The sequence below is a fragment of the Clostridium sp. MB05 genome, assembly GCF_046581255.1.
GTDB lineage: Bacteria > Bacillota > Clostridia > Clostridiales > Clostridiaceae > Clostridium.
In genome coordinates, this window is record NZ_CP174370.1 from 1,024,372 (window position 1) to 1,039,191 (window position 14,820).

Consider the following 14,820-nt stretch of genomic DNA (forward strand, 5'->3'; position numbering starts at 1 on the left):
ATTATAAAGTAGTTTCAAAGAATTTACAAGATTTATCTTTAAATTATGATAATAGAAATTTTATTTATTCTAATCTAAAAATAGTACAAGTTTATAAAAATAATCCATTTCTTATGTAATGTAGAAAATAAAATCTAAAAATATTAAAAGTTTAAGTAAAGAATCTTCTAAATTAAAGCAATTAAGTTATGATAATATAAATGCATAAGGTGTAAAGCATTACAAAATGTAAACAAGCCTAGTTAAGCTTAATACACTTTTCATAAAAGGGGAATGACAAAGAGAATATTAAGATGGAGGGGTTTAAATGAAAATTAAAAAATTGACATCAATTTTATTAGCAGCAACGTTAACTTTAGGTTTAGTAGCTTGTGGAGGAAATAGCAAAAACACAAGTGATAAGACGGATAATAAAAATGCTAAAAGTAACAAAATAACAATATGGGCATGGGACGAGTCTTTCAACATAGTAGCAGCAAATAAAGCAAAGGAAATATATAAAAAGGATCATCCTGACGCAGAAATTGAAGTTGTTACAATGGCTCAAAATGATATTGTAGCTAAATTAAATACAAGCTTATCTTCAGGATCTTATGAAGGACTTCCTAATGTTGTATTAGTTGAAGATTATAGAATTCAAGGATATCTAACATCATATAAAGATGAATTTGCAGATTTATCATCTATAGCTAAAGCAGGAGATTTTGCAGAGTTTAAAACAGGTGTAAATTATGTTGATGGTAAATTATATGGAATTCCTTTTGATAGTGGAGTTGCAGAAACTTTCTATAGAACAGATTTAATAGAAAAAGCTGGATACACTAAGGAAGATATGCAAAACCTAACTTGGGAAAAATACATTGAAATAGGTAAAGCTGTAAAAGAAAAGACTGGTGTTGCTATGTGTACACTAGATCCAAGTGATATAGGACAAATTAGAATGATGTTACAAAGTGCTGGAGCATGGTACACAGATGAAAATGGTAAGGTTACTATAGCAGATAATCAAGCATTAAAAGATGCTCTAAAGACATATAAGGATTTAACTGAATCAGGAATTACAAAGCAAGTAGCAAATTGGGATCAATTTGTAGGAGCATTTAATAAAGGAGAAGTTGCATCAGTAGTTACAGGTTGTTGGATTGCACCTTCAATTAAGAAGGCTGAAGATCAAAGTGGAAAATGGGCTATAGCACCATTCCCTAAGATGGGAGCTAATTCTAAATCTGTTAATGCATCTTCACTAGGTGGAGCAGGATGGTATGTTCTTAAAAATGTTGGAAACACAGATATGGCAGTAGATTTCTTAGGAAAAACTTTTGCTTCAAATACAGATTTAATGAATGGATTAGCACAAGATATAAATTTAGTAAGTACTCTAAAAGCAGCAGCAAAAGCTCCAAATTATTCTAAGCCAAATGAATTCTTTGGTGGTCAAGAAATATTTGCAGATTTTGCAAAATGGAATGAAAAAGTACCTTCAGTAAATTATGGACTACACACTTATGCAATTGAAAGTATTATGACTGAAGCTGTTCAAGCTATAGTAGGTGGAGCTGATATTGATTCAACTTTAAAGAATTTCCAAGGCCAAATTGAATCAGCTGTAGCACAATAATAAGAGTTAAAAGAGAAATAATTATTATAAGGAGAGTAGCCATTTATTAAAATAAAAATTAGTAAATGGTTATTTTCTATATAGGGGGAATAGGCTTGATAGTAAGAAAGAAAAACAATAGTCTCAATTATAAGTCGGATAGAAAAGCATGGATATTTATTATGCCAAGCATTATTTTAATAACAGTCTTTGTGTTTTATCCAATGGTACAAGCTTTTATAACTTCCTTCCAAGGTGGACTGGGAAATAATCTAGGCTTTGTAGGAATAGATAACTATAAAAGGTTGTTAACAGATTCAACATTTAAAAAGGCATTATTTAATACATTATTATATCTAATAATCCAAGTGCCTATTATGACTATATTAGCCCTTGGAATATCAGCTTTATTAAATGATAAAAAATTAAAAGCAAGAGGATTTTTTAGAACAGCAATATTTTTACCATGTGTTACGTCACTTGTAGCATATTCTATTATTTTTAAAAGTCTATTTGCCACTGATGGATTTATAAATGTAATTTTAATGCAAATTAATGTTATATCAGAACCAATTGCATGGATTACTCATCCTATATGGGCAAAGGTATTAATTATAATAGCAATAACATGGAGATGGACAGGTTATAATATGGTATTTTACTTAGCTGGTATGCAATCAATTGATGATTCTATATATGAAGCAGCTGAAATTGATGGGGCAAGTGCTTTTATGAGATTCAAATGCATAACTCTTCCATTACTAAAACCTATAATTTTATTTACAACAATAAATTCTACAATAGGAACATTACAATTATTTGATGAAACTGCAAATATAACACTTGGAGGACCAGCAAATGCAACAATTACAATTTCACAATATATATATAATTTATTATTTAAATATTCACCAAACTTTGGATATGCAGCAGCAATATCATATGTAGTAGTACTAATTATAGTGATACTATCATTTATTCAATTAAAAGCAGGAGGGGATAAGGATGAATAAAAAAAGTAAGATAATAAATTTTATTAAATATGTGTTTTTAATTATTTTATCTTTTATATCAGTCTTCCCATTTATTTGGATGGTCATAGCTACAACTAATAAGTCCGTTGAAATTACAAAAGGCACATTAATACCAGGAACATATTTTTTTGAAAATCTAAAAAACTTATTAGCATCAGACTTGCAATATATGACAGCATTTAAAAATTCACTGAAAATTGCAGCTGTTACTACAGTTTTAGCTATGCTAATTTCTTCACTAGCAGGATATGCCTTTGAGGTATATAAAACAAAGACTAAAGATAAAATATTTAAATTTATACTACTATCTATGATGGTACCTTTTGCAGCCTTAATGGTACCTTTGTTTAGAATGTTTAGTAAATTTAGCAACGTTGTTCCATTAAAAGGAATATCTTTAAATACACATGGTTCAGTAATTATTATTTCAGTTGCAACAGCATTTTTAATATTCTTCTTTAGGCAAAACACAAAGAGTTTTCCAAAGGACTTAATGGAAGCAGCAAGAATAGATGGTCTAGGGGAATTTGGCATTTTCTTTAAGATTTATATACCGACAATGAAGTCAACTTATGCAGCAGCAACAATAGTTACTTTTATGGCTAGCTGGAACAGTTACTTATGGCCACTTATAGCATTACAATCACCAGAGAAAAGAACATTACCACTTGTTATATCAGCATTAGGCTCATCATATACTCCTGATTATGGACTGATGATGACTGCTGTTTTAATAGCAACTCTGCCTACAGCTTTAATATTCTTCTTAATGCAAAAGCATTTTGTTGCAGGTATGACAGGTTCAATGAAAGGATAATTATTGCCCCTCCCTCCAGGGGTTCAATTATTTTAAAAAAGGCTGTGTTAGAGGTAAATGCTCTTAACACAGCCAAATAAAAAGATAAAACCAGAAAAGAGGTGTTATGTTTATGTTAGATATACAAAGCTCACAAAGCACTGAAAACTTACAAAATGAGCCAAGCTTAGATTGGTTAGAAAATCCAGAAGTTTTTAGAGTTAATAGGATAGATTCCCATTCAGATCATTTATTTTATGATAAGAAAGAGGATTTGTCATTAGGATATGATATACCACTTAAGCAAAGTTTAAATGGAAAATGGAGATTTTCTTATGCAGTTAATCCAAGTAACAGGATAAAAGATTTTTATAAGGAGGATTATGATTGCAGTAGTTTTGATTATATAAATGTACCAGGACATATTCAAATGCAAGGCTATGATAAATGTCAATATATAAATACAATGTATCCATGGGATGGAGTAGAGGAATTAAGACCTCCACAAGTTTCAGAAGAGTATAACCCAGTTGGAAGTTATGTTAAATATTTTAAAGTAAAAGAAGAATTGAAAAATAAAAAGATTTATATATCCTTTCAAGGTGTTGAAACAGCATTTTATGTATGGTTAAATGGAGAGTTTATAGGCTATAGTGAAGACACATTTACTCCATCAGAATTTGAATTAACAAAGCATCTAAAGGATGGAGAAAATAAATTAGCTGTTGAAGTATATAAAAGAAGTAGTGCTAGCTGGATAGAAGACCAAGATTTTTGGAGGTTTTCAGGAATATTTAGGGATGTTTATCTATATGCAACACCAAATTATCATGTAGAAGATTTATTTGTAAAGGCAGGGTTAGATGATACTTATACTAATGGTGAATTAAGTATAGATATAAAATTAAACAATAATAAAGAATGTATTGTAAAAGCATATTTAAAAGATAAAAATAATAATTTGATTCATAGCTTTCAAGAAGTTAAATTTGATAAATATAATAATGAAAATGATAGTAACACCACTAATAAAGACATTAATAAAGTAAGCTTTAAGTCTACTATAAATAAAGTTAAGGTATGGAGTGCCGAGAGTCCTTATTTATATAAACTTTATATTGAGTTATTAGATAATGAAGGAACTTTATTAGAAATAGTTCCTCAAAATGTTGGATTTAGAAGGTTTGAATTAATTAATAAGCTGATGTGTTTAAATGGAAAGAGGATAGTATTTAAAGGAATAAATAGACATGAATTTAGCTCTAAAAATGGACGTGCAATTACTAAAGAGGATATGTTATGGGATATAAAATTTTTAAAACAAAATAATATAAATTCAGTAAGAACATCTCACTATCCAAATCAAAGTCTTTGGTATGATCTTTGTGATGAATATGGAATTTATTTAATAGATGAAGCCAATTTAGAAAGTCATGGATCATGGCAAAAGATGGGGGCATGTGATCCAGAGTGGAATGTTCCAGGTTCAATTCCAGAATGGAGAAATACTGTAATTGATAGAGCAGAATCAATGCTTCAAAGAGATAAAAATCACCCATCAATTTTAATGTGGTCATGTGGTAATGAATCTTATGCAGGAACAAATATTTTAGAGATGACAAAGTATTTTCATGAAAATGATGATACTCGATTAGTTCACTATGAAGGGGTATTTTGGAATAGAGAATTTGATGAAATAAGTGATATTGAAAGTAGAATGTATGCAAAGCCTTCAGATATAGAGGAATATTTAAAAAACAATCCACAAAAGCCTTATATAAGCTGTGAATATATGCATGCAATGGGCAATTCCTGTGGAGGAATGAAGTTATATACAGATCTTGAGGATAAATATGAACTGTATCAAGGTGGATTCATATGGGATTATATAGATCAAGCAATAGAAGTAACTAATAAAGAAGGAAAAAAAGTATTTGCATATGGAGGGGACTTTGATGATAGGGCAACAGACTATTGTTTCTGTACTGATGGAATTGTTTATGCTGACAGAAGTGTATCTCCAAAGGCTCAAGAAGTAAAATATTTATATTCAAATGTAAAAATTATTCCTAACAACAAAGGTGTAACTATAAAAAATAATAATTTATTTGTGGGAACAGATGAATATGATTTTGTAGTATATATTGAAAAAGAAGGCGAAAAGATTTTTGAAACTATGATAAAAGCTGATGTTGAACCAGGAACAGAAAAGTATATAGAGATACAATATCCAAATATTGAAAATTATGGGGAATATACCTATAATATATCTATGAGGTTAAAGGAAAATTTATTGTGGGCTAATAAAGGGTTTGAAGTATCTTTTGGTCAAGAAGTTTATAATATAGATTGCAAAGGTTGTACAAAAGTTAGTGAAAATATAAATAGCAAGAAAAGTACATTAAAAGAAATTTTACAGGAAGATAATCTAAATAAATCATTAGAAGAATACCCCAAAGAAGTTATAGAAGATAAAGACAAGTTGTTACAAGTGATTGAAAATAGCAGTTCACCACAAAGTTTCAAGATTATCCATGGAGATGTGAATATAGGTGTAGTTGGTAAAGGCTTTAGAATGATGTTTTCTAAACAAGAAGCAGGTTTAATATCTCTTTGTTATGATGGAGTTGAATATATAACAAGAGTTCCAAGAACTTCTTTCTTTAGAGCAACCACAGATAATGATAGGGGAAATGGCCATGATTTTAGAACTGCACAATGGCAAATAGCAGGAGCTAATCAAAAATTAGAAGGCTTTAAATATATAGAAGAAAATGGTAAAATAGTATTAACTTATAAATTTATAATGCCAACTAGCATTAAAACTAATAATATAGTTAAATATACAGTAACTCCAAATGGGAATATAGAAGTTGATATACATTATAAAGGTGTAGAGGGTTTATCAGAGATACCTATATTTGCTATGGATTTTAAATTAAAAAAGGAACTTAGTAATTTTGAATACTGTGGTTATGGGCCAGAGGAAAATTATATAGATCGTAATAATGGTGCTAGGCTTGGAAGGTTTAAAAATACAGCTATAAATAATTTATCTAAATATTTAATTCCACAAGAATGTGGAAATAGAAAAGGTGTAAGATGGGTAAGGGTAACAGATAGTAATAATGAAGGTTTATCTTTTAAATATATAAATATACCATTTGAGTTAAGCGTATTACCATATAGTGCTTATGAGCTTGAAAATGCTATGCATATAGAAGAACTTCCACCTATTAATTATACATGGGTACGTATAATAGCTAAACAAATGGGTGTTGGTGGAGATGATAGTTGGGGAGCCTTAGTACATGATGAATATAAAATTTCATCTAAAGAAGATATAAATTTAAGTTTTATTATATCAAAGGCTTAAGGCATTATCAAATAAATATTAGACCAGTTTTCTCGCCTATTTGTCACGATTACTTAGTCGTCAAAAGCCTGGCATAGCTCCACTATGACAGTCTTTTAACTTCTTGTCTCGTGGCAAATATGCTTCGAACCTTTGGTCTATTATTTATTTTCGCATGCCTAATATTTAATCTTTAGTGTAACTTATATATAATAATCTGTAGAGGGTGATATTATGAGTAAAAATTATTGTAAGGTTTTAATTGTAGAAGATGAATTTATTATGCGTCAAGGAATGAAACATATGCTTGAATGGGAAAGGGAAGGCTTTACAATAGTTGGAGAAGCAACAAATGGGCAAGAGGCATTAGAGCTAATAGATACCTTAAAGCCTAACATTATAATTTCTGATATAGTTATGCCTATACTTAATGGTGTTGATTTTTCCAAAATAGTTCAAAAAAAATATCCAGATCTACAGATTATTATTTTAAGTAGCTATGATAATTTTGAATATGTTAAAAATACTCTTTTAAATGGAGCTGTAGATTATATATTAAAACCAACATTAAATCCAAGTCAGCTTTTAGTAACTTTAAAAAAAGCAGTTGATAGAATTCCAGGTTTAGAGTTAATTAAAAATGAGGATGTTTATTACAATAATTTAATTGAAAGATATTTACTTGGCTTTGATTCTAAATTAGATAATACTAAGTTTTCAGCAATTTTTCCTAATACTTGCTTTAGAATTTTAGGTATAAATTTAAAGCAAATTTATGGAAAAAATAAAGAAAATATAAAAAGAATTAAAACAAAGATAGAAGAATTTTTTATAACTAATGAAGAGTATATTCATTTGAAGCTCTTAATTAATGATGAAGTACTTTGTTACATTATCAATTATAAAATAAGTAAAGATAAAGAAATAGTAGAGAACATTAAAGAATATATTGAGAAGAATTTATTAATTCAAGAAAATATATTTTTTATAATCACACCAAAATTTGATAACATTTACAAAGTTAAAGAAATATATAATGAAAAGTTTATTTTAGACCTATCTCAAAAATTTTATTATAAAGATGAGTTTTTACTAAATACAGAAGGAATAGATTTAAAAAGCAAGTTAGTAAAGTTTGATTATAATAAATATTCTAATCTAATAAAAACAAAAGAATTCAATTTAGCAATTAATATGATAAATGAATATGTAGATTATGCTATAGCTTTAAGGATCGATGAGTATAAGCTTAAAAACCTTGTTAAAAACTTATTATATAATGTGATAGTAAGTTTAGAATCTTATGAAATAGAAACAGATGAGTTAAGGCAATCATACTTTAAGAAAATAGATAATTTATCATATTCACAAGACTTTATTGAAGAAATTAATAAAATTATTTTAGAACTTAAAGATATTATTTCAAAAAATATTAATGTGGAAGAGGAAAGAATTAAAGAAATTTTAGATTATATAAATGAGCATTATGATAAATCTCTTGAGTTAAGTGATATTTCAAAGGCATTTAACTTTAATTATTATTACTTATCCTTCTATTTTAATAATCACTGTAAGGAAGGCTTTTCAGAATATCTGAATAGAATAAGAATTGAAAAAGCATGTGAACTATTACAAGAAAATAAGTTTTATGTTTCTGAAATAAGTAGTATGGTAGGTTACTCAGATCATAGTTATTTTTGTAGAGTCTTTAAAAAGATAGTAGGACATACTCCTAGTAATTATCGAAGATTAAACAAAGTTAAGGGAGTGCTAAGTAATGAAAAAGAAGCTGATAAAAAATAGTTTATTTTTTAAAATATTGTGTGTTGTTGTTGCAGGAGTAATTTGTGTATCAGCTTCTATTAGTTATATTATAATAAATATTTCAAGGGGAATATTTACAAAAACTTATAGTGACTCTCAGAAAAAAATATTTCAGCAAGTAAATGATAAATTTTATGATTTTCATGCTGAAGTAGTTAAAGTTATAAATGAAGTGAATTCTCATAAAGCCTTTAAAGTATTTCTCGCTGAAGAAAATTTAAGTATAAAAGAAAATTTTAAAAATATATATGATGTTAAGAGTCAGATGAAATCAGCATTAGCAACAAATACATATGATATGAGTGTTTTAATAGTAGGTTTAAATGGAAATTCATATTTAAATAGAGAAGAGCTTTTAACTATGGATTCTAATGAGATATTGGACATGGATATCTCTAAAAAATCCTTAGAAAATAGTAAAACTATTCTATATCAGTATTTAAAAAAGGGATTTACTTCCTTCACAAAGGATGAGCCTGTAATTGTTATAACAAAAGCTTTGAATTTAAGTAATGGAAAGCCTTATGGGGTTATATACTTTACAATAAAAGAAAAAGATTTTGAAAAATTTTATGATTATTTTACAGTAGAAATAAATGATATAGTAGTTCTAAATGAAAATAATGTTGTTCTATCTTCAAACAAAAAAGAAAATATTGGAGAAGTCCAAGAAGAATTTAAAGAAAGCATAGATGAGCTTGCTTTAACAAAGGAAGTAAGTAAAAGTTATAAAAGTGATACAAATACAATATTAATTCAAAGACTTCCTTATTGTAATTTAACTATATGCGGAACTGTAGATAATTATAAAGCCTTAGGAAAAATGTATGATATGAGAAATATAATTCTCATTTGTGTTGTAATTACATTATGTATTTTAATAGTTATATTTTTAATAGTTAGGCAAATGACTAAACCTCTATATTTACTTACTAAAAAAATGTCTAATGTAAGGGATGGAAACTTTGATGAATATATAGAAGTAAGTGGTCCAGAAGAAGTTAAAGAGTTATCATCTACCTTTAATTATATGATAAAGGATTTAAATAAATATGTAGATGAGCTAGTTAAGGTTCAAAGGGAAAAGAGAGTAGCCGAAATACATGCCTTGCAGATGCAGATAAATCCACATTATATTTTTAATACATTATCAAGTATAAAATGGCTTATATGGCAAGGAAGTAATGATAAATCAATAAGTGCATTAGATTCTTTTATAAGTTTATTAAGAAATACAATTAGTAAGACAGATGAGTTTATTACTGTAGCTGATGAAATAGAGAATATTAAGAATTATGTTTTTATAAATAATATTAGGTATGGAGACAGAATAAAAGTTGAGTATTTTATAATGCCTGATTGTAATGATTATTTGGTGCCTAAACTAATACTACAGCCTTTTATTGAAAATTCCTTCTTCCATGGATTTCCATCAGATGAAGAAGGAAAGATACAAATTTTCATAAAAGAACAAGATGAAAATATGAAAATAGAAATATATGATAACGGTGTAGGAATAGAAGAAGAGACTTTAGAAAAAGTTAAAGAGAAAAAAGAATCTAAAAACGAACATTTTAGCGGAATAGGAATAAATAATGTTGATAGTAGAATTAAGCTTATATATGGGGATGAATATGGAATAGAGATAAAAAGTAAATTAAATAAAGGAACAACGGTAACAATAATAATACCGATTAAGAAATAAAAAAATCAAAGGGGGTAGCGTAACGTTACCCACTTGAGGTCTAATTCTTTTTCAATAAAAGAGCTATCTTAATGAAAGCTCTTTTTTTACTCTATAGGAAATTATATTTTTAAAATCTGTGAATAAATTATTTATAGAACATAAGTTATTAAAGTTAGTCCTATAGAGTAAAAAGAGAATAAAGTGCGCGTGCAAGATTTTCCTCAGGCAAGCTTCGGGCACTGAGTAGTGTAACTTCCACTAACCAAATATAAAATTTGGAGTGTCAGTTAAATGCACATGCGCAAAAAAAGTCGACAGCTCGGCAAGCTCGCCTTAGCGACTTTTTTATGTATTTAGATATAAATAGTAAAACATTTAAAAATATGTCCAAAATATGTCCAAATACGTCCAAAATATGTCCGAAATACAAATTAACGTTATTATTTACAAATATTGTGATATAATTATCATATAGAAAATAATAGAAGGAAGTGTTTTTATGAATAAAAGTAAAATCTATGCTTTAATAGTAGCTACAGCAATACTTACTCAAGTAACAGCCCCATCTTTAAATGTTTTAGCTGAAGAAGTTAATACTAAAAAAATTGATGAAAAAGTGAGCTTAGAGGAAGGCAACTTAAAAATTAATGAATCATTACAAAAGAAGGATGAAATTATAAATATACCAGATATTAATTTAAAGAAAACATTAAATGAAACATTAAGTCAAGATCAAGTAACAGTGCCATCTGTAAATGCTTCAGCTGAAGAAGGTAATATTAAAAAAATTGATGAAAAAGTAAGCTTAGAGGAAGAGAACTTAAAAATTAATGAATCATTACAAAAGAAAGATGAATTTATAAATATACCAGATATTAACTTAAAGAAAGCATTAAATGAAACATTGAATCAAGCAGAAAATGCTGATATTACTAAAGAGCAACTTGAAAACATAACAAAATTAGTAGCAAGTAATAAAAATGTAAATAGCATCGAAGGGTTACAATATTGTAAAAATTTGAAACATTTGGAAGTGTGGAATGGTCAAATAAATGATATTAATCCTTTGAAATCTTTAACTAATTTAGGTACATTAAACTTATATGGAAATAAAATTAATGATATTAAAGCTTTAAAAGACCTAAAAAATTTGAAATATCTTAATTTGGGAAAAAATCAAATAAGCAAAATAGAAGGCTTAGAAGAATTAACTAATTTAGAGGATTTATTTTTAGATGGTAATGAAATAAATTATATTGATAATATAAGCCATTTATCTAAATTACATTTATTAGATTTATCAGATAATCACATTGCTAAAATAGAAGGGTTAGAAGGGTTAGCTAATTTAGTAATATTAGGTTTACGAAAAAATAGTATAGAGAAAATAGAAGGGTTAGAAGGGCTGACTAATTTAAAATCATTAGAATTAACTTCAAATCAAATAAGTAAAATAGAAGGGTTGAAAGGATTAACTAATATAGATTGCTTATTATTAGATTCAAATCAAATAAGTAAAATAGAAGGTTTAGAAGAGTTAAAGAATTTAGAGACCTTAATTTTAAGGTCAAATCAAATAAGTAAAATAGAAGGGCTAGAAGGATTAAATAATTTAGATTTATTAATTATGGACTCTAATGAAATATCTGAAATAACAGGATTAAAAGGATTAATAAATTTAAGATTTTTGTCTTTACAACTTAATAAAATAAGTAAAATAGAAGAATTAGAAGAGTTGAGTAATATAGAGTACTTAAATTTGAATTCTAATAAAATAAGTAATATAAAACCATTAAGTGAGTTCACTAAATTGCGTGAATTTTATATAAGTGATCAAGATATTAATTTATCTGAATTAGAAGCAAATGCTTCACTTGAGGTAGATAATATTTTAGTTGGTATTAATGGAGAAAGAATACAGCCTAGTGAAATTAGCAGTGGTGGTAATTATAATTCAGAAACAAATAAGATTAAGTGGAATAATATATCAAAAGATGTAGTTGAGAATTATTCCTTTGTAAATGATGTGAAAATAGGAAATGCTACGGGAACTTATTCAGGATCAGTATCACAACCAATTAAGTATATAAATAATAACAAAGGAAATACTGAAAATAATAATTCAGATACTAATAGTAATGGTAAATCAGATACAAAAAATAATACTTCATATACCAACCTTCCAAAAACAGGGGTAGAGAGTCCATTACCATATATAGCTGGAGTATCTTTATTATTGGGTTCTGTATTAAGTATTAAGAAGAAAAAATAATATAAAAATAATTTAATAGTATAAGATAAATATAAAGTTTTGGTAGGGCGGTTCAATTATAAACTTGAATCGTCTTTTTTATTAATTAGATATTCTATATAATGATACAAATGCTTTATTTAGTCTAATAATTTCCAAGAAATATTTTTTGAAATGCTATTGTAAAGGTAATCAAAGCGTGATATTATAAATATACAAAATATTGTACATTAAATGAGAATTAGACAGGAAGTGATATATTGGACTTGCAAAGTACGCTTATGCAAAAGCTTGGAATAGCAATTAATTCCTTGGCAGTTGAGTTTTTATCTTTAAATGAAGGTGACAGAATTAAGACTATTGCAGAGCTTTCTGAGAATTACTACACCGCAAGAGGTACAATACAATCTGCTTTAAAGTTTTTAAAAGAGCATGGTGCATTAACTTTAGAATCTAGAGGACATTTAGGAACTTTTATAAAGGAGATAAATTATATAAAGCTTTTAGAACTTACAGGAATTAAATCTTTAGTAGGGGTTATGCCATTACCTTATTCTAAAAGGTATGAAGGACTAGCAACTGGACTTTGTAAGTGTTTAAATGGATCAGGTATAAATACAAATCTTGCTTTTATGAGAGGATCTAACCATAGATTAAAAGCTTTGGAAGATGGCAGATATGATTTTGCAGTAACTTCTAGACTAACTGCTGATTATTATTTAGAAAATAATAAGGAAATTCAAATAGTTAAAACTTTTGGAGATTTTAGTTATGTTAATGAACATATAATAGTTGTTTCTAAAGATTTTAATGGTGAATTCAAAAAAGGTACAAGAGTTGGAATAGATAATTCTTCTATAGATCAGTTTATGTTAAGTAAAATATATTTTGAAGAAATAGAAGTAGAATATGTTCCATTAAACTATAGTCAGTTTATCACAGCAATAAAAGAAAATAAAATAGATGCTGCAATTTGGAATTTAGATGATATTGAGGATAGGAAAGATGACATAAAATTTATTCCTATAAACAGAGAAAATAAAAATATAAAAGATACAGAAGCAGTAATTATTGCAAATAAGAAAAATTCAATTGTTCCAGCACTTTTTTCTAGGGTTTTAAATGTAGATGATGTGAAGGAATATCAAAGACTTGTTATGGAAAAGAAGATAATGCCTCAATACTAGGGGTATTACTAATATCAAAATACAAAAAAACGTATATTGGAGGTTTGGAGATGGAATTAACATTAAGATTAAATATACTAAGAGACTCAGGACAATTATCACAACAAAATTATGACAAGGTTCTAAAGGTAATAGACCATTTTAAGGAAAAAATGGATATAACACTTTTAGAAGAGAATGCATCTATGTTTATAACTCATTTATGTTCAGCATTAACAAGAATTGAAGAAGATAAATTAGTTAATAAATTAGATGAAGTTGTAGCAGAATCTTTAAAAGAAGATAAAAATTATGATAAAGCATATTTAGTAACAAAAGAATTAGAAGAAATTCTAGGAAAAATTCCAGACTCAGAGTTTGATTTTATAATAATGCATGTTTGTACATTGCTATAATTAATCTAAGTAAACAAAGAAGAGTGGGACAAGTAAATAGATATAGGACAAATATATAAGAAAATAAACAAATGAATAGATAAATAACAATATGGAAAAGTAGATAATGTAAATAAACATATAAAGATATAGATAGATAGTAAGTAAATAAAAAAATTAGAATAATATAAAGAAATTTTTAAAATTAGGGAGGAATATAAAAATGAAAAGAATAGTAATAGGTGGACAAATAGACAAGCAAAGAGTAGCAGATATAACAGCAAAAATAGCAGGTGACAAAGCAAGTATTGAAATTAAAAGTGATATAGAAGCAGCAATGGCAATAAAAACAGGAGCAGCAGATTTTTATTTAGGAGCGTGTAACACTGGTGGCGGTGGAGCACTTGCAATGGCAATAGCATTACTTGGAATGGGCCAATGTGCAACAGTATCAATGCCAGGAAATATTAAAAGCGAAGCAGAAATAAAAGCAGAAGTAGAAGCAGGGAAAAAAGCGTACGGATTTACAGCACAACATGCAGAAGAGGTTATACCAGTAATTCTTAAATATCTATTATAAAATATTTATCAACTCAAGTATTTATATATGAAAGTTAGCTTTTGTTGAATAAAGTGAGCAAACAGTCATAAAAACATAAATAGAAAATTTAATTAGTTATATATTTTATTTATATATATTATATTAAAAAATTTT

10 protein-coding genes are annotated in these 14,820 nt (G+C 27.4%); all 10 read left to right on the plus strand.

The window, feature by feature from the left end:
• Positions 1-307 precede the first annotated feature (307 nt).
• Positions 308-1,618 carry an ABC transporter substrate-binding protein gene (locus ACH36K_RS04900; RefSeq protein ID WP_411169840.1) on the plus strand — a complete coding sequence of 437 codons (1,311 nt, stop codon included), beginning with the start codon at positions 308-310 and terminating at the stop codon, positions 1,616-1,618.
• 98 nt (positions 1,619-1,716) lie between these two features.
• Positions 1,717-2,610: a carbohydrate ABC transporter permease gene (locus ACH36K_RS04905; protein WP_411170654.1), complete on the plus strand. Its 894-nt coding sequence runs from the start codon at positions 1,717-1,719 to the stop codon at positions 2,608-2,610.
• Entirely contained in the window at positions 2,603-3,448 is an 846-nt protein-coding gene (locus ACH36K_RS04910; RefSeq protein ID WP_411169841.1) for a carbohydrate ABC transporter permease, read from the plus strand. Before ACH36K_RS04905 ends, ACH36K_RS04910 begins: the two co-directional genes overlap by 8 nt.
• A 106-nt stretch (positions 3,449-3,554) precedes the next feature.
• Positions 3,555-6,803: a glycoside hydrolase family 2 TIM barrel-domain containing protein gene (locus tag ACH36K_RS04915; RefSeq protein WP_411169842.1), complete on the plus strand. Its 3,249-nt coding sequence runs from the start codon at positions 3,555-3,557 to the stop codon at positions 6,801-6,803.
• Positions 6,804-7,016: 213 nt separating this feature from the next.
• Positions 7,017-8,585 (plus strand): response regulator, encoded by a 1,569-nt coding sequence (locus ACH36K_RS04920; protein WP_411169843.1) that lies wholly within the window; start codon positions 7,017-7,019, stop codon positions 8,583-8,585.
• A complete protein-coding gene (locus ACH36K_RS04925; RefSeq protein ID WP_411169844.1) occupies positions 8,560-10,311 on the plus strand; it encodes a sensor histidine kinase in 1,752 nt (583 codons plus the stop codon). Before ACH36K_RS04920 ends, ACH36K_RS04925 begins: the two co-directional genes overlap by 26 nt.
• A gap of 481 nt (positions 10,312-10,792) precedes the next feature.
• Complete coding sequence (locus ACH36K_RS04930) at positions 10,793-12,565, plus strand: leucine-rich repeat domain-containing protein (RefSeq protein ID WP_411169845.1); 1,773 nt, start codon at positions 10,793-10,795, stop codon at positions 12,563-12,565.
• Between the two features lie 239 nt (positions 12,566-12,804).
• On the plus strand, positions 12,805-13,731 hold the full coding sequence (gene yhfZ, locus ACH36K_RS04935; RefSeq protein ID WP_411169846.1) for a GntR family transcriptional regulator YhfZ: 927 nt from the start codon (positions 12,805-12,807) through the stop codon (positions 13,729-13,731).
• A gap of 50 nt (positions 13,732-13,781) precedes the next feature.
• Positions 13,782-14,126 (plus strand): PRD domain-containing protein, encoded by a 345-nt coding sequence (locus tag ACH36K_RS04940; protein WP_411169847.1) that lies wholly within the window; start codon positions 13,782-13,784, stop codon positions 14,124-14,126.
• A 202-nt stretch (positions 14,127-14,328) separates the two neighbouring features.
• Positions 14,329-14,685, plus strand: a complete 357-nt coding sequence (locus ACH36K_RS04945) for a DUF2620 domain-containing protein (protein WP_097033665.1) — start codon at positions 14,329-14,331, stop codon at positions 14,683-14,685.
• The last annotated feature ends 135 nt before the right edge of the window (positions 14,686-14,820 follow it).

What these genes read in the sequence shown, in the direction of transcription:
- ACH36K_RS04900 (WP_411169840.1), top strand. Translation starts at nt 308, where the DNA reads ATGAAAATTAAAAAATTGACATCAATTTTATTAGCAGCAACGTTAACT.
- ACH36K_RS04925 (WP_411169844.1), top strand. Translation starts at nt 8,560, where the DNA reads ATGAAAAAGAAGCTGATAAAAAATAGTTTATTTTTTAAAATATTGTGT.
- ACH36K_RS04910 (WP_411169841.1), top strand. Translation starts at nt 2,603, where the DNA reads ATGAATAAAAAAAGTAAGATAATAAATTTTATTAAATATGTGTTTTTA.
- ACH36K_RS04930 (WP_411169845.1), top strand. Translation starts at nt 10,793, where the DNA reads ATGAATAAAAGTAAAATCTATGCTTTAATAGTAGCTACAGCAATACTT.
- ACH36K_RS04940 (WP_411169847.1), top strand. Translation starts at nt 13,782, where the DNA reads ATGGAATTAACATTAAGATTAAATATACTAAGAGACTCAGGACAATTA.
- ACH36K_RS04920 (WP_411169843.1), top strand. Translation starts at nt 7,017, where the DNA reads ATGAGTAAAAATTATTGTAAGGTTTTAATTGTAGAAGATGAATTTATT.
- ACH36K_RS04945 (WP_097033665.1), top strand. Translation starts at nt 14,329, where the DNA reads ATGAAAAGAATAGTAATAGGTGGACAAATAGACAAGCAAAGAGTAGCA.
- ACH36K_RS04915 (WP_411169842.1), top strand. Translation starts at nt 3,555, where the DNA reads ATGTTTATGTTAGATATACAAAGCTCACAAAGCACTGAAAACTTACAA.